Raw genomic sequence first — 25,124 nt, 5'->3', positions numbered from 1 at the left:
CTTGGCTCGTACACTGCGCTGGATACTGTGAGCCGGGTTACTTGTACCCATGGATGCTACCCGGCCTCCGGCCCCACGGGGAATCCGCCCCTGCTAGCCGGGCATCCGGCGGAGCTCGATCCGGCCCTCGCTGATCCGGATCTCATAGGCGGGCTGCGGGCGGGTGGCCGGGCCACGGACGACGCTTCCGTCGTTCAGCCGGAACATGCTTCCATGCCAGGGGCACGTGACGCAGCCGTCAGCAATCTCCCCCTTGTCCAGGGGGCCGCCCATGTGGCTGCACATACTGTCCAGGGCCTTGATAGCGGAACCGGACCGGTACAGGAGCACCGAAACTTTGCCCACCTCAACCTTGCGGTGGCCGCCGTCGGGCAGGTCGCCGTCGTCAAGCACCGGCGTCCACTGCGACGGTCCGTTCCTGTCAGCCGTCTTGTTCACGTTCACCGCGTTGGCGTAACTGAGGTGGCCGCCGAGGAACCCGCCAAACATCAGGATGCCAAACCCTGCCAGGCCGAAAGATTTGCCGAGCCCGCGGTGTCCCGCCACGCGCGCCACCGCAGAAGCGGCATACAGTCCGAGCGCTGCGGTGTTGGCCGCGGCGTGCACCAGGCCCACCCGGCGCGGCTTTCCCTGGGTATCGGACCAGTCGTTGAGGCCGGCTGCCGCCGTGGGAACAGCGGCAGCGATGCCCACCGACACGAGGAGGTCGGCGGCAGGCTCCGACGCCTTGCCGCCCACCGTGTCCAGGATGGCCGCCATGCTCCAGGCGCCGATGGGAATGTCGGTGAGGAGGGGGTGGACCGGATGGCCGATGATGGTCCCGCTGAGAATGTTCCGCACAGCGCGGGGCTGCACCGCTGTGCCGACGGCCCCGGACACGGCGGCCGCAAACCCGTCCAACCGGTCAAAGCGCTCAATGGAAGCGATAAGGGAATCCAGCGGGTTCATAACGGCTCCTGTGCCTTGGGGCTGGGATAGGACTGCGCAGAACGGGGTGCAACCGGTTGTCCATCGGAGATGTCACGGTGGGAAGGATGCGCTGCCGGGACGGCAGATGGACACAGTGTTCCACCCGCCCGCGGCGGGATCAAGGCTCAGGAGCTCACCGGGCAACTTTGAAGTTGAAGTCCGCGTTGCCGAACGCCCCCCAGAGCCGCAGCCAGACCGGCAGCAGCATCTCCGTGCCACGGGCGGTGGTGATATCGCCCAGGTCGATGATGTCCCGGTGGCCGAGGTCCGCCAGCAGTCCGGCTGTCACCGTCTTGGCGCCAGCGTCGTTGCCGGAGACAAATACCGAGTGGTCACCGCCGGCCACGCTGGCGGGGTCCACCATGACAGTGGCGTTCATGGTGTTGAGCGTCTTGACCACCCGCGCGTCCGGGAACGTCCGCTGGATCTGCTCGCCGAGGCTGTCCGTGTTGACCGGGTTCAGCGACGGCGGGAACCCCTGGGAAAAATCGAGCGGGTTGGCGATGTCCACAATGACCTTGCCGGCCAGGTTCGCGGAGCCTGCGGCCGCCAGGGCGTCCAGGGACCCCGTGCCGTTCGTGGCGTTGACAATCACTTCGCTGCCGGCCGCAGCCTCGGCAAAGGTGGTGACCGTGATGGTGCCGTGCTCTGCCAGCCACTGGGCAAACGGGACGCCACCCATGGGTCCCGGCCCGGTCCGGGCGAGTGTGGCCTGCGGATCGCGGGTACCGATGACGACGTCGTGGCCGAGCTTGGCCAGCGCGCCGGCGAGAGCGGGTCCGACCGTGCCGGTGCCGAATACTGCAATTTTCATGGGTCCTCATTCAGGGAGACGTTTACTGCTGTGGCGTGGATAGACAAGTCTGTCTACCCCTGGCGCCGACGCTACCAGACGGATCTGTCTACGGCAACGGCTTCTGCAGGCCGTACCGGCCGCCGCGGGAACCGTGGACAGACTGGTCTGTGTACCATGAAGCCATGACGCCCGCAGCAGCCACAGCCCTCCCGGCCGCCGGATCCCCCGCCGGGCAGACCCCGGCCGCGCGGACCCCGGCCGGGCAGGCCAGGGACAGGATCCTGGCGACAGCCTTCCGGCTCTTCTATGCCCACGGCCTCCGGGCAGCCGGCATCGACACAATCATCGCTGAATCCGGGGTGGCCAAGGCCACCTTCTACAAATACTTCCCAGCCAAGGACGACCTGATCCTCGCTTACCTCGAGCAGGTGGACGGCGTCTGGACCGGGCAGTTGCATGCCGCCGCCGAGGCCGCGGGCCCGGACCCTGCGGGGAAGCTGGTGGGCCTCTTCGACGCGCTGTCCACCGCCTGCCGCCGGGACGGTTACCGGGGCTGCGCCTTCATCAATGCCGCCGCCGAATCGGCCGCCGGCACGCGGGTGCACGCACGGACAGTGGCCCACAAACAGCAGGTCCTGGCATGGATCCGGGACCTGGCAGATCAGGCCGGTGCCGCAGATCCGGACCGGTTGGCACGCGGCCTGACCCTGCTGCTCGACGGCGGACTGGCCGGCGGCGTCCTCGACGCCGACCCGGCGGCTGCGGCCGCCGCCCGCGACACGGCAGAGCAGCTCGTAGCCGCAAGCCTGGAAGGAACCCGTGACCAGCGCACCCACCGGCCCTGACTCCCGCTTCGCCCGCTGGCAGCGTTTTCGCAAGAACCGCAACGAGGCCCTGGCCAGTGAGTACGGGTGGCTCACCCTGACGTCGTTTTCGTGGTTGACGGAAAGTCCGGCCGCCGTCGACCTTGTGCCCGGCGTGTGGTCCACGGACGGCACCACCGCGTTCCTCACCGCCGCCGCCGCCGACGGGCTGACGCTCGTGGACACCGGCGACGCGGTGGACGGCACCATCAGCGCGGGGCTGTCCGACGAGGAGTCCCTGATGTGGGTGCAGTTCGGCGGGCCGGACGGCCGGCAGGTTGTGGTGGAGCTCGCCATGCGGGCCGGCCGTTACGCGCTCCGGACCCGGGATTCGCAGTCGCCGGTGTTCACCGGGTTCGACGGCGTCCCCACCTTCGACTACCGGCCCGACCTCGTTGTTGAGGCGCGCTTCCACCCCAACCCGGAGCCGGTGGACATGCCCATCGCCACCGCCAACCCGCTGGTGGACGGGGTGCACCGCTCGGTGGGCGAGCTGGTATTCCGGCTGCCGGGCAAGGACCACGAGTTCCGGCTGCAGGCCGAGGAAGAGAAGCTCGGCGCCCTGACGGTAACGTTCCACGACGAGACCAACGGCGCCGGGCCGCCCCACACGGCAACGGCCGAATGGCGGAAGGTCACCACCACCCGGCCGCGCGTCGATGACGAGGGAAATCTTACGGTGGTCCTGGACTTCAACCGGGCCATCAATTACCCCAGCGCCTTCACCCCCTACGGGACCTGCCCCATGCCGGTGAAGAACAACAGCCTGGACTGCCGGATCGAAGCCGGGGAAAAGGAACCGGCGTCTTTCTAGTCCGCGGCTAGACGATCGCGGACACCCCGGTCACCGCCCGGCCCACGATCAGTGTGTTGATCTCATATGAACCCTCGTAGGTGTAGATCGCCTCGGCGTCGGCGAAGATCTTGGCCATGCGGTAATCGGTGACGATCCCGTTGCCGCCCAGCAGCGACCGGCCCATCGCCACCGTCTCGCGCATCCTGGCGCTCACATAGGACTTCGCCAGCGCCACCTGCGGCATGTCCGCGGCGCCGGCATCCTGCAGCTGCGCGATCCGGACCATCATCCCCATGCTCGCCACCGCGTTGCCGAGCATCGTTACCAGCTGCTGCTGGACCAGCTGGAACTTCGCCAGCGGCCGCCCGAACTGCCGGCGCTCGACGGCGTACTGCCGGGCGACGTCGAACGCCGCCAGCTGCTGCCCCACGCCCTGCCAGGCCACCATGATGCGTGAACCCCGCAGCAGTTCGTTGGTGTCCTCGAAGCTGTTGATCCCGGCAAAACGGTCCGCCTCGGCCACCTGGACGTTGTGGAAGACGATGTCGGCGTTCTGTACCGTGCGCAGCGCGATCTTATTCTCGATCCGGCTCCTGCTGACCCCCGGCAGGGTGGCGTCGACAATGAAACCGCGGATCCCGCCGCCGGCCTCGTCGCGGGCCCAGACGAGCATGTAGTCGCAGAACGTACCGTTCCCAATCCACCGCTTGGCGCCGTTGAGCAGCCAGGCGTCACCGCCGTCGGCCGCTCCGCCGGGAACGCGGCGGGCAGTGGTCTCCATGCCGCCGGCGACGTCGGACCCATGCTCCGGCTCGGTCAGCGCAAACGCCCCGGTGGTCCGCAGGTTCGCGGCGTCCGCCAGCAGGCGCGCCTTCTGCTCCTCGGAGCCGAATCCGTAGAGCGACTCGACGAAGAGATCGTGATGGACCAGGAAGAAAGTTGCCAGCGACGTGTCCACGCGGGTGATCTCCGCGATCACCAGCCCGGCGAACAGGTTGCTGTAGCCGCGTTGTGCCGGCGCGCTGAGCTCCAGGGCCGCCAGTTTGGGCAGGATGTGCGCAGGGAACTCGGCCTTGTTCCACCAGTCCGCGGCGAACGGCGCCACCTCGCGGGCCAGGAACCCGCGCAGCTCGGCCAGCTTTGCCTGCTCCGTGGCGTTGAGCATCGACTCGAAGCCAAAGAAGTCCGCAGTGGGCAGCCCCGCAACCGGATCAGCGGCAACCGGCGGGTCACCGAGCCCGGCCTGCATCACTTCGGCCCCATCCGGATGGCACCGTCAAGGCGGATGGTCTCGCCGTTGAGCATCGCGTTATCAACGATGTGGGCGGCCAGGTTCGCGTATTCGGCGGGCCGGCCCAGCCGGGACGGGTGCGGCACCTGGCGCCCCAGGGAATCCTGCGCCTCCTGCGGCAGCCCGGCCATCATGGGCGTCTCGAAAATACCCGGGGCGATCGTCACCACCCGGATGAGCGACCGTGCGAGTTCCCGGGCGATCGGCAGCGTCATGGCGTGCACTGCGCCTTTGGAGGCGGCGTAGGCCGGCTGGCCGATCTGGCCGTCAAAGGCGGCAACGGACGCGGTGTTGATGATGACGCCGCGCTCCGGACCGCCCAGTCCGGTCACGGCCGGTTCGGTGGCGGCCATCGCGGCGGCCGCCAGGCGGATGACGTTGAAAGTCCCCACCACGTTAATTTGGATGACCCGGTTGAAGGTTTCCAGCGGCAGCACGCCGTCACGGCCCAGGACCTTGCCGGGCGTCGCGATCCCGGCGCAATTGACCACGATCCGCAGCGGGCCGAGGGCGGCGGCGGCGTCGACGGCGGCCTGGACCTCGGCTTCGCGGGTGACGTCGGCGGGTACGAAGACCGCCCGGCGGACCGTCAGTTCCGGGCTGCCGTCCCGGGGGGACTCCTGCTTACTGCCGCCGGCGTTCGCGTCAGCGGCGGGCCCGGCATTCAGCTCCGCGGCGAGCGCATCGCCGGCGGAGCCTGGCAGGTCCACCAGCACCACCGATGCGCCGGCAGCGAACAGCCGACGCGCCGTCGCTGCCCCCAGGCCCGAGGCCCCGCCCGTAATCAGCGCAACTGTACCTTTGATGTCCATGCATCCTCCTTGATGTGGCACCGGAACCCGCCACGACACTGCAGGCAGCGTCATGAACCGACGGGGAACGTTAGTTAGTGAATGTTAACTGGAATGGCAGCATTAAGCACCTTTGCCCCGCGACGCATGGCCGCTACTAGGCTGGACCCATGATCCCCGCCAACCTGCCCGCCGTCCCCGACTGGTCCTTCCGGGCCGACGAGGCGGCCCGGTCGGTGACCAGATTGTTCGGGCAGCGGCTCTTCTTCCTGCCGGGCACCCATATCGCCGCAATCGAACGACCTTCCGGCCGGGTCAGGAACCTGGGCCGGCCCTGGCACTACTGGTGGCAGGCGCACTACGTGGATTGCCTCGTGGACACCGGACGCCGCGAACTGGGCCAGGCAGGCAGCCCCGGAACGCGATTCGACGGCGCGCACCGGCCCAGTGCCGGCCGGCTCGCCTCCCGGCTGGTCACCGGTATCCGGCTCCGGAATCTCCTCACCGTCGTCAACGGCTATTACGACGACATGGCCTGGCTGGCGTTGTCCACGCTGCGCCTGGAGGACCTCGCCAGGGACAGCCGCAAGAAAGCCGGCCGCCGCCGCAACGCCAGGGTCCTGCGGAGCCTCACGCTGGAATTCGCGTCGGCCTCCACTGACGACCTCGGCGGGGGCATCTTTTGGAGCAAGAAGCGCGATTTCAAGAACACTCCAGCCACGGCGCCGGTGGCGTTGTACTACGCCCGGACCGGCGAGGCGGCCAGGGCGCAGGCCCTGCAGGACTGGCTGGACGCACGCCTGCTCGACCCCCGACAGGGCCTCTACCGGGACGGCCTCCGGATCGCTCCCGGCGGCGAAGTGGTGCTGGAGAGTGCCATCTACACCTACAACCAGGGCCCGGTGCTGGGTGCGCTGCTGGAGCTCGGCGGCGCCGCCAACCTGGCCAGGGCCGCGGCACTCGTGGCGTCCGTAGCGCGCACGCTTACCCTCCCGGCGTCGGTCCTGGGCCGCCACGTCCAGGTGCTGCGCTGCGAGGGCACCGGAGACGGCGGTTTGTTCACCGGCATCCTGGGCCGTTACCTGGCCCTCGCCGCCGTCGATGGGCGGCTTCCGGCGGAGACCCGGGCGAGCGCTGCGGCCCTCGTGAACGACACGGCCGCCGCCCTCTGGGCCGGCCGCCGGGCGCTGTCGGCACAGGAGCCCCTGGCCCGCAGGGGAAACCGGCTGGTGTTTTCCAACCGCCCCGAAGTGCCGGCGAGGCGCAGCTACCCGGCGGGCGCCGCCGTCGAACTATCCACCCAGCTGCAGGCATGGATGATCCTGGAGGCCGCTGCCGCCATTGCCGGCCGGAGCAGGGGCCCGGCGGCCGGGATGCAGGCGAAGCTGCCGGAACCGCCCACCGGATCCGCTACCAATTAGGTCATGCAATAGTTTCGTAATTGATGTGATCCTCATCACTAATGGGCCGCTCAGCTTGGTTGCTTAGGTTTGGCTAACCTACAGTTTTTTGTAGTGAGCATGCCCTAACTTCCCCGCTCACAAGGGGTTAGGGTTCCCAAGACCTTCCTCCAGAAAGCAGCCCCATGAAGATCCGCACCAACGCGCTGGCAGGTATCGCACTTGCCGCCACCGCCGCGCTCGGCCTGGCCGCCTGCGGCTCCGGCGCCTCCACGACTTCCGGCGGCAGCGCCGCCGCTGACGGCAAACCCGCCGGTGAAATCACGGTCTACAACGCCCAGCACGAGTCCCTGACCAAGGAATGGGTGGATGCCTTCACCGCGGAAACCGGCGTCAAGGTCACCATGCGGCAGGGCTCGGACACCGAGATGTCCAACCAGATCATCCAGGAAGGCCAGGCCTCCCCGGCCGATGTCTTCCTCACCGAAAACTCCCCGGCCATGGCCCAGGTCGAAAACGCCGGACTCTTCGCCGACATCGATAAAGCCACCGTCGACCAGGTGCCCGCCGAATTCCGCCCGTCGACCAACAAATGGACCGGCATTGCGGCCCGCTCCACCGTGCTGGTCTATGACAAGGCCAAGCTGACCGAAGACCAGCTGCCGGCCTCCATGCTGGACCTGGCCAAGCCGGAGTGGAAGGGCAAGTGGGCGGCGTCGCCCTCCGGCGCCGACTTCCAGGCCATCGTCTCCGCGCTGCTCGAACTCAAAGGCGAAGCCGCCACCGAGGAATGGCTCCAGGGCATGAAGGAAAATTCCAAAGCCTACAAGGGCAACAGCACCGCCATGAAGGCGGTCAATGCCGGCGAAGTCGACGCGGCACTGATCTACCACTACTACTACTACGGTGACCAGGCCAAGACCGGCGAGAACTCCCAGAACGTCTCCCCGCACTACTTCAAGAACCAGGATCCGGGCGCCTTCCTGTCCGTCTCAGGCGGCGGTGTGTTGAAGTCTTCCAAGAATGCCGCGGCGGCCCAGGCCTTCATCAAGTTCATCACCGGAAAGAAGGGCCAGGAAGTCCTCAAGAACGGCACGTCCTTCGAATACGCCATCGCCTCCGATGTTCCGGCCAACGAGAAGCTTGTCCCGCTTCCGGAACTGCAGGCACCCACGGTGGACCCGGCCAAGCTCAACTCCGCAAAGGTCACCGAGCTGATGACCAGGGCGGGACTGCTGTAACCCAAGTGAGTACCAAGCTGGCGGCTCCCGCACCATCCGGGGGCACGACGACGGCGGGCAGGGGCAAAGGTCCCCGCCCGCCTTTCGGCGTTTCTGTTATCTCAGTCCTGGCGGTCCTGATCGCCCTCTTCGCGCTGATTCCCCTGGGCTATGTCATTGTCATGACCGTGGCCACGGGATGGGAAACGGCCGTGGAACTGATTTTCCGGGAACGCGTCGGCATGCTTCTGCTGAACACGGTGCTGCTGATGCTGATCACCGTCCCGCTGTGCCTCATCCTGGGTGTGGGCGGCGCGTGGCTGGTGGAGCGCACCCACCTGGTGGGGCACACATGGTGGGCCGTGCTGCTCGCAGCCCCCCTGGCCATTCCGGCGTTCGTCAACAGTTACGCCTGGGTCTCCGCCGTCCCCTCGCTCGAGGGCCTGTGGTCCGGCGTGCTGATCGCCACCCTGTCTTATTTTCCGCTGGTCTACATTCCGGCCGCGGCCACGCTGGGCCGGCTGGATCCGGCCATTGAGCAGTCCGCCGCGTCCCTTGGCCTGGGCGCCTGGCGAACCTTCTTCCGCGTCGTGCTGCCGCAGCTGCGCATCGCAATGACCGGCGGGGCGCTGCTGGTGGCCCTGCACCTGCTGGCCGAGTACGGGGCGTTCGCGATGATCCGCTTCGACACCTTCACCACCGCGATCATGGTGCAGTACCAGTCCACGTTCAACGGCACCGCGGGGAACATGCTGGCCAGCGTTCTGGTGTTCCTCTGCCTGCTCCTGCTGCTCGGTGAAGTGCGCAGCCGCGGCAGCGCCCGGTATGCCAGGGTGGGTTCCGGCGCCCAGGCCCGGGCCCTCCGCCTGCAACTGCGTGCCTACCAGCTCCCGTCCCAGCTGCTCCTGATCGCCCTCACCGGACTGGCCTTCGGCCTTCCACTGACTTTCGTCCTGCGCTGGATCGTTGCCGGCGGCGCGGACATCTGGACTGCGGACGAGTTCGTGCCGGCCCTGCTGCAGACCCTGATGTACGGCGCGTCCGGGGCCCTGGCCACCACCGTCGTCGCGTTCCCGATGGCCTATCTCGCCGTGCGCCACCCCAGCTGGTTCAGCAAGGCCCTCGAGCTGTCCAACTACATCACCAGTTCCATGCCCGGGATCGTGGTGGGCCTGGCCTTCGTGACGGTCAGCATCAAGACCGCGCCCAATCTCTACCAGACCTCGGCGCTGCTCGTCGCGGCCTATGTGCTCTTGTTCCTGCCGCGCGCGCTGGTAAACCTCCGTTCCGGCCTGGCGCAGGCGCCGAAACAACTGGACGAGGCCGCGCAAGCGCTCGGCAAGCCGCCGCTGCTGGCCTTCCTCCGGGTGACGCTGCGGCTCACCGCCCCCGCCGCGGCGGGTGGCGCCGCACTGGTGTTCCTGGCGATCGTGAACGAGCTGACGGCAACGCTCCTGCTTTCGCCCAACGGCACCCGGACGCTTGCCACCGAGTTCTGGAGCAAAAGCAGCGAAATCGACTACGCCGGCGCCGCGCCCTACGCTCTGCTGATGATCCTGATTTCGGCGCCGATGACCTACCTCCTCTTCCAGCAGTCCAAGAAAGCAGCGGGACAGTGACCGATTCCAGCCCTTCCCGGCTCCCGGAACCGCGGGTCGCCGCGTCCGTGGCCACCAGCACCAACAGCCATCTGCAGATCGACGCTGTCACCAAGACCTTCGGCCCCCAGGCTGTCCTCAAGGGCGTGAACCTCTCCGTAGCCAGAGGCGGCACGACGGCGATCGTGGGGCCTTCCGGCTCCGGCAAAACCACGTTGCTGCGGCTGATCGCCGGTTTTGAGCACCCGGACACCGGCAGCATCTCGCTCAACGGCGCCAAGGTGGCCGGCGACGGCGTCTGGGTCCCGGCACACAAACGCCACGTGGGCTACGTGGCGCAGGACGGTGCCCTGTTTCCGCACCTGAACGTCGGGCAGAACATCTCATTCGGGCTGGACGCCGCCAAGCTCCCCGGCGGCCACCGCGGCGTCCGGGACCGGGTGGCCGAACTGCTGTCCATGGTTTCGCTGGACCCTGCCATGGCCAAACGGCGCCCGCACCAGCTCTCCGGCGGGCAGCAGCAGCGCGTGGCCCTGGCCCGGGCCCTCGCCCGCGAACCGGAACTGATGCTCCTGGACGAACCGTTCTCCGCCCTGGACGCCGGCCTGCGCGTTGCAACCCGCCGCGCCGTGGGCAAGGTGCTCCAGGACGCCGGCGTCACCACCATCCTGGTCACCCATGACCAGGGCGAGGCGCTGTCGTTCGCGGACCAGGTCGCGGTGATGCGCGGCGGACGGTTGGCCCAGATCGGGAACCCGTTCATCGTCTACACCCGCCCCGCGGACCGGGCCACCGCAGAATTCCTGGGCGATGCCGTCATCCTGGACGCCTGGATGGAAGGTTCGCTGGCCACCTGCTCGCTGGGCGGCATCCCCGTCCGGCGGCCTCCGGCGCAGGGCCGGGTCCAGCTCATGCTCCGGCCGGAGCAGATCCGGATCGCCGAGGACGGGCCCATCCGGGGCGTTGTCGTGGACACCGATTACTTCGGTCCGGAAACCACGGTGCGGCTTAAGCTCGCCGTCCCGCCCGTCCTGGCGGCCGGTGCCGTCGCCGACCACCGCTACCCCGGCGGCGGTGAAATCATCACCATCCGGCACTGGAACGCCTCGATCGCCCGCCCCGGCACGGAGCTGTGCCTGCGCGTCGTCGGCGAGGCCGTGGCCTTCCCGATGGGTGACCGGCCGTCGGCCTAGGGGCAGCGGGCCCGCTGGGTGACGTTGAGCCGGGTTGCCTCCCCGCATAGGGTGGTGCGCATGAGCATTCAGCCAGCACTCCACCGCCAGCACTGTTCCGTGGCCGCTCCCACCCAGGTGTGGCTCGACGCGGACGGGCGGCTGGGCGGCAGCGGCGGCACGGGGGTGTCCGGTTCCTCCGGGGACGGGGGCGGCGGCTGGTTTACCGGCCTGCTGCACGGGGACACGCGGATGCTGTACCGGGCGGAGGTCCGGCTGAACGGTCTCGAACCGGAACCCGCCACGGTGGAAACCGAGGCCGGCGGAGTGCTGCGCGTGCGCGGACTGGTCCGCGGCATCCCGGGACCCACCGAGGACCCGGCCGTCGAACTTCTCCAGACCTGGACGGTCACCCCCGGGGTGGTGCGGCACTCACTGACCGTGTCCACCTCCCTTGAGTCCCTTGATGTGGACCTTGAAATCCAGCTCGCCGCGGACTTCACGGACATGGCGGCCATCCGACTCAGCCGCTTCCGGGATCCCTGTGCCCCGTTCTCCGCGGACGATTCCACGCTGCGCTGGCGCGACGGCGGGCGGTCCCTGACCGTCGCCGCCCCCGGCAGCGTGGCCGCGGGTGAACGGCTCCGCTGGCGCGGCACGGCCCGCCGGGGCCAAGCGTTTGAGGCGGAGTGGCAGGCGGTGCTGGCTGACACCGAGGATGCCGTGGTCGCGGCCCGGCCGGCAGGCCCGCGCCGGATCCGGGCCGAACCATCCGGCGCCCTGGGCGCGCTGTTGGACAACTCGCTCGATGAACTTGCCGGGCTCCGCCTGGCTACCCGCAAGCTGCCCGACGCGCCGTTCGCCGCCGCTGGCGCACCCTGGTATTTCACCCTCTTCGGACGCGACTCGTTGTGGGCAGCACGGCTGCTCCTGCCGCTCGACGGCGGGCTCGCTGCCGGAACGCTGCGGGCGCTGGCCCAGTTCCAGGGCGTACGCCACGATCCCGCCGCCGCCGAGGAGCCCGGCAAGATCCTGCACGAACTCCGGTCCAAGGAACTGGTGCTGGAAAGCCAGGGCCTGCGTCTGCCCCCGGTGTACTACGGCGCCGTGGATTCGACCCCGCTGTGGCTGTGCCTGCTGGCCGAGCTTGGCCGCGCCGGGCTCGACGACGCCGCGGTCCGTTCACTGCTGCCCAACGCCGCCCGAGCCGTCGAATGGCTGCTGGCCGCCGGCGGCGCGACTGGAAGCGCGAACAGCGGCTTCCTCAGCTACTTGGACGTTTCCGGCCACGGGCTGAGCAACCAGGGCTGGAAGGACTCCCGGGATGCCATGCAGTTCCGGGACGGCCGGCTGGCCGACGGGCCGATTGCGCTCTCCGAAGTCCAGGGCTACGCCTATCAGGCCGCCGTGGACACCGCTGAACTCTTCGACGCCTACGGCGAACCCGGCGGGCAGGCGCTGCGGGACTTCGCGGACGCGCTTAAACACGACTTCCGCGAACGCTTCTGGGTCGAGGACGACGACGGTCCCTTCCCCGCCATGGCCTTGGACGGGCACGGTGATGCGCTGGACATCCCCGGTTCCAACATGGGCCATCTGCTCGGCACCGGGATCCTGGATGCTTCCGAGGCCCGGTTCGTGGCGGACCGTCTGCTGAGCCCGGAACTGTTTTCCGGCTACGGCGTGCACACGATCTCGCGCCGGGCGGCCGGATTCTGGCCCTTCAGCTATCACTGCGGTTCGGTGTGGAGCCACGACACCGCGATCGCGGTCCGCGGGCTGCTCGCCGAGGGATTCCTCGCCGAGGCCCGGACCATTGCCGAAGGCCTGCTGTCCGCCTCCGCCTCGTTCGGGCACCGCCTGCCGGAACTCTTCGCCGGGATCGGCGCCGGCGAGGCCGGCCGCGCTGTGCCGTATCCGGCGTCGTGCCATCCCCAGGCGTGGTCTTCAGCCTCGGCAGTGGTTCTCGCCCAGGCCCTGGGCGTCGGGTTTTAGGCGACGCCGAGCGTTAGGCGGGCGTCAGGGGGCGGGCGGCCGTTTGGCCTGCGGGTACGGCGTTTCGTACCGGGCGAGCATCGCGACGAACCCCGCGATTTTTTGTTCCCTGGTGGCGGCCAGCTTGACCGCGTTGGTCCGGTAGATCAGGGCATACCGGTTGACGGAGGTCAGGACCTCAAACATGGCCTGCGCCCGGGGCTCGGCGGCGATGGCCGCGGCGAGGTCCGCGGGGACTTCCGCCGTCGCGGGGCCGGAGTAGGCTGCTTCCCACCGGCCATCAGCCTTGGCGCTGTCCACCGCGGCACGGCCCGCCGGGGTCATCCTGCCCGCCGCCTCCAGGCGGCCGATCCGTGCCACGTTCCGGGCGGACCACATGCTTTTCGGTCCCCGGCGGGTCATCCGCTGGAAGGAGCTGTGCTCGTCCCGCCGCCGACCCTGGCCGTCGATCCAACCAAAACAGAGAGCTTCCTGCACGGCGGCCTCGTAGTCGAGCTCCGTCACCGAGCCGCCCTTCTTGTGCAGCACCAGCCATACGCCGGGGCTGTGCGCATGGTGTTGCTGCAGCCAATCCCGCCACTGGGCAGCATCCTTGACGAGCAGTTCTTCCAGTTCAACGGCCATGGCACCATTGTGCCCCCGCGTGGTTTATTCGGCACGGCCTGATGGCGGACCACTGGCCCGCTGACCAACGGGCCATGGACCAACGGCACTGCCTGGTGGCACCCCTTGGTGGGACGATGTCCCTAAGAGCCAAGAAACCGTCCAAACCCAAGGAGCGACCATGCTGCGTGTCCGCCCGATCCATTTCACCTCCCGCCTGGATCAATGGGAGCGGTTGCTTACCGGGCTGGGCCTGGTCAAGACGGTCGACGAGCCTACCTGGCGGGAGTTCGACGCCGGTTCCGGCCGCCTCGCCCTGCACTTGGTCGAGGCGGGCGCCCCCGAGGACGGCACCACGTCCTTCGGCGTCGAAGTCGGCGATTTACCGGAATTTGCCCGGCGGACCGCAGAGGCGGGGGCGGCAGGGGGCGGTACCAGCGCGGAACTCATCGACGCGGACCACGGTCCGTCCTGCCGCGTCAGCGCCCCGGACGGAAGCACGTTCCTTGCCGACCCGGCCGCACGCGCCGCCGATGGCAGCTGGGGAGGGACAGCGGCCGCCGACCCGGGCATCACCGTTGTCCAGGTCTGGTTCGCCGGCGACGCCGTGGCGGCGGCGCAGACCCTGCGCAACATCGGTGCCCGCCCCCGCCCGGTCCGGGCCCCTGGCGGCGGCAGTGGCGGCGGGGACACCAACACGGCGGAGTCCGAGACGTTCACTGCCAAGAACGGCGGCGTCCTGATGGTCGGCACAGGCGCCGGGGCCGGGCGGGCCGGTTTCGGCTTCGAATATGCCGGCGACTTTGCCGCCCTCCGCGGGCGTCTCGCCGCGGCCGGACTCGAGGCGGCAGCAGCCGGTGGGACGGCCATCCCCAACCTGCATGTCGCGAACCCCGACGCAGGCGGGCAGGCCGCGCGGCCGCCGGTCTGGATCTCCGCGGCGCCGCCCGCAGGGTGAGGGCGCCGCCCGCAGGGTGAGTGGGAGCACGTCCCGGCCGCAGGGATGGGGTAGAACTTAACCATGAATGTTCGCACTCCTGACCCGAACCCCGGCTGGCTCTCCGAAGATGATTTGTTTGAGGCCCGCGGCCGGTTGCCCATGGTCTACGTCGAGGCCGTCCCGGTCCGGCTCGATCCGCTCGGGTTCGTGAACGAGGTCGGCACTTTGCTGCAGGCCGAGGAGGACGGGACGATGGTCCGTTCGCTGGTCTCCGGCCGGGTGCTGTACCGCGAGACCATCCGCGCGGCCCTGCTGCGCCACATGGAGAAAGATCTTGGTCCGCTGGCTTTTCCGCAGCTGCCCATCAGCCCTGTGCCGTTCACAGTGGCCGAATACTTCCCGTCCCCGTCCCACACCGGTTTTACCGATGACCGCCAGCACGCCGTGGCTCTGGCGTATGTCATCCCTGTCACCGGCGAATGCTCCCCGCGGCAGGACGCCCTGGAACTGACGTGGATGACCCCGCAGGAAGTCATGAGCTCGGATGTCCAGCTCGAATTCAGCGGCGGCCGCGGCGCCCTGATCCGCCAGGCATTGGCGTTCGCCGGCGTCGGGAACTGACCGCCGGACGCTGGGTCCCCAACTTCGCATGCGCGCCTTTGTAGACTGGTGGGCGGACCGCAAAAGAATTTAAGGACTCCAGATGACCCACCCCCCGGCCGCCCAGAACTACATCGAACAGCAGGCTGGATCACTGCAGAGCGGCGATCGGCTGCTGCTGCCCGACGGCAACCGCTCTGCCGAAATCCAGCGCGTGGAAGTCGAAACCGATGACTTCGGTACGCCGGCCGTGGTCCTTGCAACCCTCACCGGCGGCGGTGGACTCCGCATCGCTGCCGCATCGACCGTGCTGATCCTGACCGCCCATCACGGCCCGGATGCACCGCCCGGACACGCCGGCACGCCCGGGCAGCCCCTGGAACCGGACGCGGATGCCGCCAGCGGGCAGGCCGGCGCCGCGGAACAAAAAAACACCGGTGGTGGTGACTCTGCCGGGGACCGGGACGCGGCGGCCGGCGGAGGCGCCGCTCCCGCCGTCGTGGTACCGCCCCTGCCGCCCGCACCACCCGCGGCGAACGGTCTCAGCGACGAGGATCTCGCGCTGATCCCAACGCCGGAGGGAACGCCTGAGTCCGTCGTGGAGGCTGCCGCCGGGGCGCACCCGGACTCCGGAGGGGTGCTGCTGCTCAGCGAACGTCTCGCGAAGGGCATCAACACCAAGTCGGGAAGTTGCCTCAAGGACCTCAGCGACCTCGCGCAGGAACTTTTCATCGTGCTCAAGGACGCGGAAGGCGCCCTCGCGGTCGCCGATGTACTCAATGTGCTTCCCTTCGACGGCAACCGGGGCCGGTGGGCGTCGGTGGAGGCTGCGTTGGCCCTCTCCAGCTACGTCTGCCGCCAGCTCGGCCAGGAGGAACGCGCCGCTGTCTACGAGAAGTTCCTCCGCGCCCCCGATTCCATGGAGACGGATCCGTTCAAGTCCCGGATCAACGCCAAGGTCCGGCAGCGCTCGCTCAACGAGCCCAATCTGTACGACAAGGAGATTTTCCGTGCGATCGACAACTCGAACCCGGATGCCGAACGTGAATGGCGGCTCCTGCGGCTCGAGGCGCTGCTGTTCCTGCGCGCCCACGGGGGTTCGGAGACCATCGGCGGGGTGGAGCTGGAGCGCCGGATCGGCAACGAACTCGAGTCCGTGCGTTCCTGAGGCGTTAAGCCCCTACCCTCTTCATGGCCGGGCGTTGTAAGTTCGGCCCATGACGAACAATCTGAGCGTGGTTATCAATTCCGACGCGCAGCAGGTTTGGACGATGCTGCGCGAACCCGCCAAGGTGGCCCAGTGGCATGGCTGGGACGCCGATGACCAGGCGGCCGAGATCAATGAGATCTATTTCAGCCCCAAGGTGATCGAAGGCGCGGACCACACGTCCCTGGTGGTCGACGGCGGGGATGTGTTCACCTTGCAACCGGTTCCGTCCGGCACCGAGCTCAGCGTTACGCGGGCCGCGGTGGACCACAATTCCGAGTGGGCAGCCTGGGACGAGGACATCACCCAGGGATGGCTGACCTTCCTCCAGCAGCTCCGCTTCGCCCTGGAACGGCATCCGCACGGCAAACGGCGGACTTTTTTCTTCTCCGTTCCAGGGAACAAAGGGTCCGCCATTGAGCTGCTGGGTTTATCCGGCGTTCCGCAGCCGGGAGAGCCGTACTCGCTCACCCTGGCCACCGGCGAGGAAGTCTCGGGAAAGGTCTGGTTCCGCAGCAACCACCAGGTGGGCCTCACGGTCCACCACTATGCGGAACACGGTGAGGGCCTGGTCATTGTGGCGGACCAGCCGGCCATCAAGGATCTCCGGCCGGAGGGAGGCTCCCTGGCCATCGTCTCCATGTACGACCTCGGGGCGCACCAGCTGGAGTCCATCCGCAATTACTGGGACAAGTGGCGGGCTGAGAACTACCCCACATCCGATCCGTTGCACTAAGAGTTGGGGGCTGTTAGCTGGCACACTTGAACGGTGCCCGCCAATCCTGAAGTTCCCGTGTCATCGCTCCACCCGGCCCAGCAGTCCGAGTTTTCCTTCCGCGTGGGCAAACGCCTGAGCGAAAGCTGCTCGCCGTCGGAGGCCCAAGTCAGCTCCAACGGCGGTGAATTCCTCGGCCGCACCGGAACCATCAGCACCCCCCATGGTGAGATCCAAACCCCGGCTTTCATCGCCGTTGGCACCAAGGCCACGGTCAAAGCGGTCCTCCCGGAGTCCGTCGCAGAGCTGGGCGCCCAGGCCGTGCTGGCCAACGCCTACCATCTTTATCTGCAGCCCGGAGCCGACATCCTGGATGAGGCCGGCGGGCTGGGAGCCTTCATGAACTGGCGCGGGCCCACCTTCACCGACTCCGGCGGGTTCCAGGTGATGAGCCTGGGCTCAGGATTCAAGAAGGTCATCGACATGAAGACTGCGCCTGTTGCGGACACCGCCGTCCCCGACGACGCCGTAGCTCCCGGCAAGGAACGTCTCGCCCACGTGGACGAGGAGGGCGTGTGGTTCAAGAGCCACCTCAACGGCGACCGGCACCGCTTCAGCCCCGAGATCTCCATGAATGTCCAACACCAGATCGGTGCGGACATCATGTTCGCCTTTGACGAGCTGACCACCCTGCAGAATTCCCGCGGGTACCAGGAGGAGTCCCTGGAGCGCACCCGGCGGTGGGCTGAACGCTGCATTACCGAGCACTTCCGCCTGACGGACGAGCGGGCGGGGAAGCCCTACCAGGCGCTGTTCGGCGTGATCCAGGGCGCCCAGTACGAGGATCTGCGCCGTAAGGCCTGCCGGGATCTCGGTGCCATGAACTTCGATGGATTCGGCATCGGCGGGGCCCTGGAGAAAGAGAACCTGGGCACGATCGTGCGCTGGTGCAACGAGGAGCTGCCGGAGAACAAGCCCCGGCACCTGCTCGGCATCTCCGAGCCGGATGACATCTTCACCGCCATCGAGAACGGCGCGGACACCTTCGATTGCGTCTCCCCCACCCGGGTGGCCCGCAACTCGGCGTTCTACCACCCCACCGGCCGGTACAACCTCTCCGGCGCCATGTACAAGCGTGACTTCGGCCCGCTGCAGAAAGGCTGCGACTGCTACGCCTGCCTGAACTATTCGCGGGCTTACATCCACCACCTGTTCAAGGCCAAGGAGATGGTCTCGGCCACCCTGATCTCCATCCACAACGAGCGCTTCGTGGTGAAAATGGTCGACGACGCCCGCCTCGCCATCGAGGACGGGACGTTCTTCGAGTTCAAGGCCGAGACCCTGGGCCGGTACTACTCCTAGGCGTTCGCGTGCACCCGCCGTCGACGTCCTCCGCTGATAGTTGGTGACGGGGCCGGTTCGGATATCCTGACCGGATGTTCATCGAGATTCCTGCCGCAGACGGCACCGCCGAGGCTCTCGTGGCCCGCCCCTCCACCGGCTCGGGCCCGTTCCCTGGTGTCATCCTCTACATGGACGCCTTCGGCCTGCGCCCCCGCATCCAGGACATGGCCCAACGCATCGCCGACTGGGGCTACATCGTGCTGGCACCCAACGTCTTCTACCGGGAAGGCACGGCGGCCGAACTGGCACCGGACCTGGACATGACCACGCCGGAGGGCCGCGAGGCTGCCGGCGGGGCCGCGTTCCCGCGGGTCGGACGCCTCACCACGGCCAAAGCGCAGCCGGACATCACAGCCTGGGTGGAAGCGCTGGGCCTGCTCGACGGAGTCGCGCCCGGCCCGATCGGCGTCGTCGGCTACTGCATGGGCGCACGGCTTGCTGTGCGCACGGCGACAGCACACCCGGACGTCGTTGCGGCCTGCGGCGGTTTCCACGGCGGCGGACTTGCGACCGACGCCCCGGACAGCCCCCATCTCGGGCTGGGCAACGCCCGGGCCCGGTGCGTCTTCGGCCACGCCGACCATGACCGGAGCATGGACCAGGACGCGGTTGCGCGGCTCGGCCAGGCGCTGGACGCGGCCGGCCTGAAAGCCGCCAACGAGATCTACGCCGGGGCTCCGCATGGCTATTCCATGGCGGACACCTCGGCCTTCCACCCGGAGGCCACCGAGCGGCACTTCCGCGAACTCCGCGGCCTGCTGGACGGAACGCTCAAGGTCTAACAAACGGCAGACCCGCACCGCCGCCGCGGACCTCTGGCGCACGGATCAGCTCCTCGCCTGTGGCTTGAATTCCCGCTCCATCGCCCCACTGGCGGAGGCGGCAGAGCCCGTCCGGGTGCGCCGCGGCTGCTACGCCCGCGGAGAATGGTGGCGGCAGTTGAGCAGCACCGCCCAGCGACGGCAGCTAATCTCCGCCCACGCGCTGGGAACGCTGACAACCTCGTCGGGAGGGTTCGTCGACAGCCACATCTCGGGTGCCAGCCTGCACGGCCGGAGTGCGAAGGGCCGCGGTGAGCGGGCCGGTTACGCGCCGTAGCTTGGTTCGCGTTTCTTTACCCAGCCGATGGCGAGCGCGGTCAGCGGCACGAAGGCGAACTCCACCAGCGTCTTATAAACAAAGCCCACCAGAACGTAATTGACAAACGCCCCGGCGTCGGTGATTCCAATCACGGAGGCGGCGATGCTGCAGAAGATCAGGGTGTCCACGAATTCGCCGACCCCCGAGGAACCCATCAGGCGGGCCCACAGCGACTTCTCCCCGGACCGGGCCTTCATCTTCACCAGGATCCAGGAGTTGATCGTTTGGCCCGCAAAAAACGCCAGGAGTGATGCCAGGACGATCTGTGGGACCGGCCCCAGGGCACTCTCCAGCGCGGCCTGCTTGGCCATTCCGAAGTCATCGCTGAAGCCGGGCAACGCGATGATGATCCAGTAACAGAGGGACGCGAAGACCGAGAGCGCGAAGCTGGTGACGATGGCCTTGCGGGCCACCTTGAAACCGTAGACCTCGCTGATAACGTCGCCCAGGATGTAAGCCAGGGGAAAGAGGAAGAATCCGCCGTCGGTGATGACCGGCCCGATTGCCACACCCTTGGAGGCTCCGATGTTGGACAGGATCAAAACCACGGCCATGACGGCGAGCATGATGCCGAAGTACGGCGAACCAATCGTGGCGAATCTGGGCGAGGCGGTAACCGGCAGGGTCTTGGCGGAAGTCACGGGGAATCCATTCGTAGTGGTTCGCCCGGCGCCCGGGTCCGCACGCAGGCGGAGGTGGGGCGGCGAGCTGTATTAGCACTGGAGGTCCGGCGGGTTGGCCGCCGGACCGGATTCCATTCTCTCACCAGTTGGCGCCAGTAAACTTCGTCCCGCCCAACCCTTCCTGCCACGCTGTGAACGGTCCTCACGTGGTGGCAGGATGGGGCTATGGAGCAGGACAGTGCCTGACACCGCCGTTTCCACCCGCGCTTGACGAGCCCGCCAACGGGCTCGATCCGGCCGGAATCGTCGGGATCCGCGGGCTGCGCCGTTCGCTCGCCGACGAGCACGGCGTCACCGTTTTCATGTCCAGCCATATCCCCGCTGAAGCCGCCCACTTGGCGGACCGCGTCGGCATCCTCGGGGCCGCCTCATCGCGTGGGCACGGAACTGTCGAAACGGACCACCGCACCTCAGCGGCGCGAGGCGTCGACCAGGTCCTTGTCGTCATCCTTCGGACCCGCGGCACCCGTGCCGGTGCCGACCGCAGCCGGTTCCCAAGCGTGCCCCTGCTCATGGTCGAGGTGCGTGGATTTCTTATTCTTCAGCGCGAAGATGTACACCAGCAAGGAGAGGCCGATGGCCACGGTGACGTAGGTGAAGAACAGCTCCACCTGGTCGGACTTCTGCAAGGCAGCACCGATCAGCGGCACGGTGCCGCCGAAGAGCGAGTTGGCGATCGCATAGCCCAGGCCCACGCCCAGGGCACGGATTGAGGCCGGGAACAGTTCGGCTTTCACGAGGGCGTTGATGGAGGTGTAGCCGCCCACGATCAGCAGGCCGCCCATCATCAGCAGGAAGGCAATGAAAGGGTCCTTGGTGCCTGCCAGCGTCGAAAGCAGCGGCCAGGTGAACAGCACGCCGGTGATGCCGAACCAGAGCAGCAGGGGCTTGCGTCCGACTTTGTCCGAGATGATCCCGTAGACAGGCTGGAGCAGCATGAAGATGAAGAGCGCCCAGAAGTTGATCACCGACGTGTCGGTCTTGGCGATGCCGGACGTATCGTTCATGAACTTCAGGAGGAAGTTGGTGTACGTGTAGAAGGCCACCGTGCCGCCGAGGGTGACACCGATGCAGATCAGCAACGGTTTCCAATAGCTGCTGAACAACAGTTTCATGGTGCCCGGCCGGGCCGCACCGGCCGCGGCGGGAGCCTTGGCGGCCTCCACCTGCTCGGCCGAGACAGTCTCTTCCATGGAGCGCCGCAGCCACAGGACCACGAGCGCGGCCACGCCGCCAATCGCGAACGGGATACGCCAGCCCCACTCGGTCAACTCGCCCTTGGGCATGACGTTCTGCAGGATTACGAGGACCAGCAGCGCCAGCATCTGGCCGCCAATCAGTGTGACGTACTGGAAGCTGGAGAAAAAGCCCCGGCGCTTGGAGGTGGCGGCCTCGGACATGTAGGTGGCGCTGGTTCCGTATTCACCGCCGACAGAGAAGCCCTGGATAAGCCGCACGAGAACCAGCAGGATCATGGCCCAGATGCCGATCTGCTGCTGCGTGGGCAGGATGGCGATCGCGAAGGATCCCGCGGACATCATGGTCACACTGAGCGTCAGCGCAGCCTTGCGTCCCTTGCGGTCGGCATAACCGCCGAAGAACCAGGCCCCCACCGGCCGCATCAGGAACGAGGTCGAGAAAACAGCCATGGCCTCGAGGCCGGCCTGCAGATCATCGGTGGAGTTGAAGAAGTGCGACTGGAAATATGCTGCGAACGCGGTGTAAACGTAAACGTCGTACCACTCCACAAGGTTGCCGGCAGATCCCTTGAGGATGTTGCTCACGGCTTTTCTCGTCTGCGCCGATTCGGACAGTTGGGTGCTCATCAATGAACCTTCCTGGATCCGGCGCTGCAAGAAAGCAACACCGTCCGCCACCTTAGTAGTGGTGATCGGGAACACTTCGGTTTTGTTCATATTGGTCATGTGCATAATGCGGGCATCGCCTGGGGCTGGCAGGATGGGGCCATGACTTCTGCAGTTGACTTTCCCGCGGCCGTGACTCCCGGCGCCGCCACCTCCCCCGCCGTCGCCCTCACCATCGCAGGGTCGGAAGCGACCGGCGGCGCCGGCGCGCAGGCTGACCTAAAGACCTTCCAGGAGCTCGGCGTTTTCGGCATCGCGAACCTGACCTGCATCGTCTCCTTCGACCCGAAGGACAACTGGAATCACCGTTTCGTTCCGGTGGACCAGCAGGTCATCGCGGACCAGTTGGAGGCGACGACGGCGGCCTACGGTGCCGCGTCCGGCGCACCGGCGGTGCTGGATACCGTCAAGATCGGCATGCTCGGCAGTCCCGCAACCATTTCCACCGTGGCGTCGGCGTTGACCGCTGCCGCCTTCAAAAACGTGGTGCTGGATCCGGTCCTGATCTGCAAAGGCCAGGAGCCGGGGCATGCACTGGACACTGACGAGGCCCTCAAGGCGCAAATCCTGCCGCTGGCCACGTTCGTCACACCGAACCACTTCGAAGCCGAGTCGCTCTCCGGGCTCGCAATCACAGACCTGGAATCACTCAAGGCTGCGGCCGTCCGCATTCACGAACTCAGCGGCGCCACGGTGCTCGCCAAGGGCGGCGTGCGCCTGAGCGGGCCGGACGCCGTCGACGTCTATTACGACGGCCAGACGCTGGAGGTCCTGTCCGCCCCGAAAGTGGGCGAAGTGGCTGTCTCCGGCGCCGGCTGCTCGCTGGCGGCCGCGGTGACGGCGGAACTGGCCAAGGGTGCGACGCCGCTGGAGGCCGCCCGCACCGCTAAAGCCTTCGTAACCGCCGGCATTCACAACCGGGTGGCCTCGGGCGCCCCCTTCGACGCGCTCTGGCAGGGCGGACCGCGCTAGCAGCATCTCGGGCCACAGCCTCCGGCGACCCCGGCCGCGCCGGCATCAACTACAAAGAAGCCACCCAGCTGTCACCAACAGCTTGATATATACCGCTCCGGTGTCGAACCTGCACGGAACCGTCGAAACGGGGGTGGAGGCGGAATTGGGGGCAGGCCTGGGACGCCGCCATAGTCAGCGCCGCGGAATGTTCCGAAGGTTGCTCCGGGCCATGCTCACGGCTTCGCCGGCGCCCCGGTTCAGGACCACCTTGGACATGGCGGTGGCGAACCCGAGGATCTGGGCGCCCTTGATTTTCGGCGGGAGGGACAGCGCCTGCGGATCGGTGATCAACTCCACCAGGGAAGGCCCCGGATGGGCGAATGCCTCCCGGTACGCGGCCTCGATCCGGGACGGATCTGTGACCCGGACGGCGTGGAAGCCCAGTGCTTTGGCCACCTCCGCGTAGTTGGCGTCCGGCACGTCCACGCCGAAGTCAGGCAGCCCGTCCACCAGCATTTCCAGCTTGACCATGCCCAGGGTGGAGTTGTTGAACACCACCACGTTCACCGGAAGCCGGTGCGCGGCCACAGTGATCAGTTCCCCCAGCAGCATCGACAGGCCGCCGTCGCCGGAGACCGAGACCACCTGGCGCCCGGGGTAAGCCAACTGGGCGCCGATCGCGTGCGGCAGCGCGTTCGCCATGGAACCGTGCAGATACGAACCGATCAGGCGGCGGGTGCCCAGCGGGTTGATGTACCGGGCTGTCCAAACGTTGCACATTCCCGTGTCCGCGGTGAAGACAGCGTCCTCCGCCGCCACCTGGTCCAGCAGCGAGGCCGCATATTCCGGGTGGATCGGCTCGGTCTTCTCAACCTTGCGCGTATAGGCGCCGACGGCCTTGTTCATCAGCCGGTCGTGCTTCTTGAGCATGGCATCGAGGAAGCGGGTGCTCTTCTTCGGCTTCAGCAATGGCATCAGCGCAGCGAGCGTGGGCAGCACGTCCCCATGCACAGCGACGTCGACGTCGGTCCGCCGGCCGAGGTTCTGCGCGGCCCGGTCCACCTGCGCCGTCCGCGTTCCGGGCAGGAACTGGTCGTACGGGAAGTCGGTGCCCAGCAAAATCAGCAGGTCCGCGTCCTCGATCCCCTCCGCCGCAGCACCGTAACCCAGCAGCCCTGTCATGCCGATGTCGTAGGGGTTCTCGTACTGCATGAAGTCCTTGCCCCGCAGTGAGTGTCCGATCGGCGCGTTGATGGCCTCGGCCAGGGCAATGACCTCATCGTGGGCGCCTTCGACGCCGGCGCCTGCAAAGATCGCCACTTTGCCGGCGGCGTTAATGGCGTCGGCCAACTCCCGCACACTGGCGGGGTCCGGCACCAGCACGGCAGGCCGGAACGCTGCCGGCGCGGGGCTTTCCACCGTCGCCTGCAGTCCGGCGATGTCACCGGGGAGGGTGACGACGGCGACGCCGCGGAGCGCGACGGCGTGCTGGATGGCGCTGTGCATCACGCGGGGCGCCTGCTCGGCGGTGCTGATCAGCTCGGAATACACCGAGCACTCGTTAAACAGGCGGTCCGGATGCGTCTCCTGGAAGAAGCTGCTGCCGATCTGTTTGCTGGGGATATGCGAGGCGATGGCCAGCACCGGTGCGCCGGAGCGGTTGGCGTCGTACAGGCCGTTGATGAGGTGAAGGTTGCCCGGCCCACAAGAACCTGCGCAGACCGCCAGACGGCCGGTGAGTTGCGCCTCGGCCGCGGCAGCGAAGGCCGCAGCCTCCTCGTGCCGGACATGGATCCAGTCGATCCCGCCTTTCGCGGCACCGCCGGTTTTCCGGACGGCGTCGACAATCGGGTTGAGACTGTCCCCGACAATGCCGTAGATCCGCTGCACACCGGCAGCCTGGAGTTGTTCGACGAGTTGGGTGGCTAGTTCCTTGGCCATAGTGCACGCTCCCGCGGGGTGGATCGATGAGCTGTCACTGGCCAATATATAGTCTGCCCGCCGGCCGGCGCTTCCAGTTCCGGCCGCACCCCGTCCACGGCCATGTTGTGACAGCGCCCAGGCCGTGAGAGCCAGAGGTTTATGTGCCGGCTGCCGGCTCGGTGAAGCCATAGTCGGCCGC

Annotated in this window: 23 protein-coding genes; 15 read left to right on the top strand and 8 right to left on the bottom strand. The window is 67.6% G+C overall.

All coding sequences use genetic code 11. The features are described 5' to 3' along the window. Positions 1-93 precede the first annotated feature (93 nt). Entirely contained in the window at positions 94-948 is an 855-nt protein-coding gene (locus VUN84_02170; GenBank protein XAS64514.1) for a Rieske (2Fe-2S) protein, read from the bottom strand. Positions 949-1,102: 154 nt separating this feature from the next. Continuing rightward, a complete protein-coding gene (locus VUN84_02165) occupies positions 1,103-1,783 on the bottom strand; it encodes an NAD(P)-binding domain-containing protein (protein XAS64513.1) in 681 nt (226 codons plus the stop codon). Positions 1,784-1,947: 164 nt separating this feature from the next. On the opposite strand from VUN84_02165, the gene VUN84_02160 reads away from it, so the two are divergent. Then, the gene (locus VUN84_02160) at positions 1,948-2,610 is read left to right on the top strand and encodes a TetR/AcrR family transcriptional regulator (protein ID XAS64512.1); all 663 of its coding nucleotides are present in this window, start codon (positions 1,948-1,950) and stop codon (positions 2,608-2,610) included. Then, positions 2,585-3,442, top strand: a complete 858-nt coding sequence (locus VUN84_02155) for a DUF1684 domain-containing protein (GenBank protein XAS64511.1) — start codon at positions 2,585-2,587, stop codon at positions 3,440-3,442. Before VUN84_02160 ends, VUN84_02155 begins: the two co-directional genes overlap by 26 nt. A 7-nt stretch (positions 3,443-3,449) precedes the next feature. On the opposite strand, the gene VUN84_02150 is transcribed toward VUN84_02155, so the two are convergent. Both VUN84_02150 and VUN84_02145 read right to left on the bottom strand, forming a co-directional pair. Beyond that, entirely contained in the window at positions 3,450-4,673 is a 1,224-nt protein-coding gene (locus tag VUN84_02150) for an acyl-CoA dehydrogenase family protein (protein ID XAS65732.1), read from the bottom strand. Further along, positions 4,673-5,527, bottom strand: a complete 855-nt coding sequence (locus tag VUN84_02145) for an SDR family NAD(P)-dependent oxidoreductase (GenBank protein XAS64510.1) — start codon at positions 5,525-5,527, stop codon at positions 4,673-4,675. The genes VUN84_02150 and VUN84_02145 overlap by 1 nt, the downstream gene beginning before the upstream one ends. Before the next feature lie 149 nt (positions 5,528-5,676). Here VUN84_02145 and VUN84_02140 point away from each other — a divergent pair, with 149 nt between their 5' ends. From VUN84_02140 to VUN84_02120, 5 genes are all read left to right on the top strand, one after another. Continuing rightward, the gene (locus tag VUN84_02140; protein XAS64509.1) at positions 5,677-6,927 is read left to right on the top strand and encodes a glycoside hydrolase family 76 protein; all 1,251 of its coding nucleotides are present in this window, start codon (positions 5,677-5,679) and stop codon (positions 6,925-6,927) included. A gap of 164 nt (positions 6,928-7,091) precedes the next feature. Further along, entirely contained in the window at positions 7,092-8,147 is a 1,056-nt protein-coding gene (locus VUN84_02135) for an iron ABC transporter substrate-binding protein (protein XAS64508.1), read from the top strand. Between the two features lie 5 nt (positions 8,148-8,152). Beyond that, entirely contained in the window at positions 8,153-9,745 is a 1,593-nt protein-coding gene (locus VUN84_02130) for an iron ABC transporter permease (GenBank protein ID XAS64507.1), read from the top strand. Next, positions 9,742-10,917 (top strand): ABC transporter ATP-binding protein, encoded by a 1,176-nt coding sequence (locus VUN84_02125; GenBank protein XAS64506.1) that lies wholly within the window; start codon positions 9,742-9,744, stop codon positions 10,915-10,917. Before VUN84_02130 ends, VUN84_02125 begins: the two co-directional genes overlap by 4 nt. Positions 10,918-10,977: 60 nt before the next feature. Then, positions 10,978-12,891 carry a glycogen debranching N-terminal domain-containing protein gene (locus tag VUN84_02120; GenBank protein ID XAS64505.1) on the top strand — a complete coding sequence of 638 codons (1,914 nt, stop codon included), beginning with the start codon at positions 10,978-10,980 and terminating at the stop codon, positions 12,889-12,891. Between the two features lie 24 nt (positions 12,892-12,915). On the opposite strand, the gene VUN84_02115 is transcribed toward VUN84_02120, so the two are convergent. Beyond that, entirely contained in the window at positions 12,916-13,515 is a 600-nt protein-coding gene (locus VUN84_02115; GenBank protein XAS64504.1) for a YdeI/OmpD-associated family protein, read from the bottom strand. Positions 13,516-13,675: 160 nt separating this feature from the next. Here VUN84_02115 and VUN84_02110 point away from each other — a divergent pair, with 160 nt between their 5' ends. The 7 genes from VUN84_02110 to VUN84_02080 all read left to right on the top strand — a co-directional run bounded on the left by VUN84_02110 (position 13,676) and on the right by VUN84_02080 (position 19,458). Continuing rightward, a complete protein-coding gene (locus VUN84_02110; GenBank protein XAS64503.1) occupies positions 13,676-14,452 on the top strand; it encodes a VOC family protein in 777 nt (258 codons plus the stop codon). A 63-nt stretch (positions 14,453-14,515) separates the two neighbouring features. Continuing rightward, positions 14,516-15,055: an NUDIX hydrolase family protein gene (locus VUN84_02105; protein XAS64502.1), complete on the top strand. Its 540-nt coding sequence runs from the start codon at positions 14,516-14,518 to the stop codon at positions 15,053-15,055. Between the two features lie 82 nt (positions 15,056-15,137). Beyond that, entirely contained in the window at positions 15,138-16,202 is a 1,065-nt protein-coding gene (locus VUN84_02100; protein XAS64501.1) for a DUF6707 family protein, read from the top strand. Between the two features lie 49 nt (positions 16,203-16,251). Then, positions 16,252-16,977, top strand: coding sequence for an SRPBCC domain-containing protein (locus VUN84_02095; protein XAS64500.1), 726 nt, complete (start codon positions 16,252-16,254; stop codon positions 16,975-16,977). Between the two features lie 33 nt (positions 16,978-17,010). Then, a complete protein-coding gene (gene tgt, locus VUN84_02090; GenBank protein XAS64499.1) occupies positions 17,011-18,318 on the top strand; it encodes a tRNA guanosine(34) transglycosylase Tgt in 1,308 nt (435 codons plus the stop codon). Between the two features lie 74 nt (positions 18,319-18,392). Then, the gene (locus VUN84_02085; GenBank protein ID XAS64498.1) at positions 18,393-19,142 is read left to right on the top strand and encodes a dienelactone hydrolase family protein; all 750 of its coding nucleotides are present in this window, start codon (positions 18,393-18,395) and stop codon (positions 19,140-19,142) included. A 64-nt stretch (positions 19,143-19,206) separates the two neighbouring features. Further along, positions 19,207-19,458, top strand: coding sequence for a hypothetical protein (locus tag VUN84_02080; GenBank protein XAS64497.1), 252 nt, complete (start codon positions 19,207-19,209; stop codon positions 19,456-19,458). Here VUN84_02080 and VUN84_02075 read toward each other — a convergent pair. Then, positions 19,446-20,141 carry a queuosine precursor transporter gene (locus VUN84_02075; GenBank protein XAS64496.1) on the bottom strand — a complete coding sequence of 232 codons (696 nt, stop codon included), beginning with the start codon at positions 20,139-20,141 and terminating at the stop codon, positions 19,446-19,448. The genes VUN84_02080 and VUN84_02075 overlap by 13 nt on opposite strands. Before the next feature lie 452 nt (positions 20,142-20,593). Beyond that, positions 20,594-22,009, bottom strand: a complete 1,416-nt coding sequence (locus VUN84_02070; protein XAS64495.1) for an MFS transporter — start codon at positions 22,007-22,009, stop codon at positions 20,594-20,596. A gap of 141 nt (positions 22,010-22,150) precedes the next feature. Here VUN84_02070 and VUN84_02065 point away from each other — a divergent pair, with 141 nt between their 5' ends. Beyond that, the gene (locus VUN84_02065) at positions 22,151-23,020 is read left to right on the top strand and encodes a hydroxymethylpyrimidine/phosphomethylpyrimidine kinase (GenBank protein ID XAS64494.1); all 870 of its coding nucleotides are present in this window, start codon (positions 22,151-22,153) and stop codon (positions 23,018-23,020) included. A gap of 174 nt (positions 23,021-23,194) precedes the next feature. Here VUN84_02065 and VUN84_02060 read toward each other — a convergent pair whose 3' ends face one another. Beyond that, the gene (locus VUN84_02060; protein ID XAS64493.1) at positions 23,195-24,943 is read right to left on the bottom strand and encodes a pyruvate dehydrogenase; all 1,749 of its coding nucleotides are present in this window, start codon (positions 24,941-24,943) and stop codon (positions 23,195-23,197) included. Positions 24,944-25,124: the final 181 nt, after the last annotated feature.

This window comes from Micrococcaceae bacterium Sec5.8 (genome assembly GCA_039636775.1).
Taxonomy (GTDB): domain Bacteria; phylum Actinomycetota; class Actinomycetes; order Actinomycetales; family Micrococcaceae; genus Arthrobacter.
Note: the sequence above shows the minus strand (reverse complement) of the source record. Positions and strands in the feature narration are given on the sequence as shown.

Coding starts and splice junctions, on each gene's coding strand:
- VUN84_02170 (XAS64514.1), bottom strand. CDS start 948: ATGAACCCGCTGGATTCCCTTATCGCTTCCATTGAGCGCTTTGACCGG.
- VUN84_02165 (XAS64513.1), bottom strand. CDS start 1,783: ATGAAAATTGCAGTATTCGGCACCGGCACGGTCGGACCCGCTCTCGCC.
- VUN84_02160 (XAS64512.1), top strand. CDS start 1,948: ATGACGCCCGCAGCAGCCACAGCCCTCCCGGCCGCCGGATCCCCCGCC.
- VUN84_02150 (XAS65732.1), bottom strand. CDS start 4,673: ATGCAGGCCGGGCTCGGTGACCCGCCGGTTGCCGCTGATCCGGTTGCG.
- VUN84_02145 (XAS64510.1), bottom strand. CDS start 5,527: ATGGACATCAAAGGTACAGTTGCGCTGATTACGGGCGGGGCCTCGGGC.
- VUN84_02140 (XAS64509.1), top strand. CDS start 5,677: ATGATCCCCGCCAACCTGCCCGCCGTCCCCGACTGGTCCTTCCGGGCC.
- VUN84_02135 (XAS64508.1), top strand. CDS start 7,092: ATGAAGATCCGCACCAACGCGCTGGCAGGTATCGCACTTGCCGCCACC.
- VUN84_02120 (XAS64505.1), top strand. CDS start 10,978: ATGAGCATTCAGCCAGCACTCCACCGCCAGCACTGTTCCGTGGCCGCT.
- VUN84_02115 (XAS64504.1), bottom strand. CDS start 13,515: ATGGCCGTTGAACTGGAAGAACTGCTCGTCAAGGATGCTGCCCAGTGG.
- VUN84_02110 (XAS64503.1), top strand. CDS start 13,676: ATGCTGCGTGTCCGCCCGATCCATTTCACCTCCCGCCTGGATCAATGG.
- VUN84_02105 (XAS64502.1), top strand. CDS start 14,516: ATGAATGTTCGCACTCCTGACCCGAACCCCGGCTGGCTCTCCGAAGAT.
- VUN84_02100 (XAS64501.1), top strand. CDS start 15,138: ATGACCCACCCCCCGGCCGCCCAGAACTACATCGAACAGCAGGCTGGA.
- VUN84_02095 (XAS64500.1), top strand. CDS start 16,252: ATGACGAACAATCTGAGCGTGGTTATCAATTCCGACGCGCAGCAGGTT.
- VUN84_02085 (XAS64498.1), top strand. CDS start 18,393: ATGTTCATCGAGATTCCTGCCGCAGACGGCACCGCCGAGGCTCTCGTG.
- VUN84_02070 (XAS64495.1), bottom strand. CDS start 22,009: ATGAGCACCCAACTGTCCGAATCGGCGCAGACGAGAAAAGCCGTGAGC.
- VUN84_02065 (XAS64494.1), top strand. CDS start 22,151: ATGACTTCTGCAGTTGACTTTCCCGCGGCCGTGACTCCCGGCGCCGCC.
- VUN84_02060 (XAS64493.1), bottom strand. CDS start 24,943: ATGGCCAAGGAACTAGCCACCCAACTCGTCGAACAACTCCAGGCTGCC.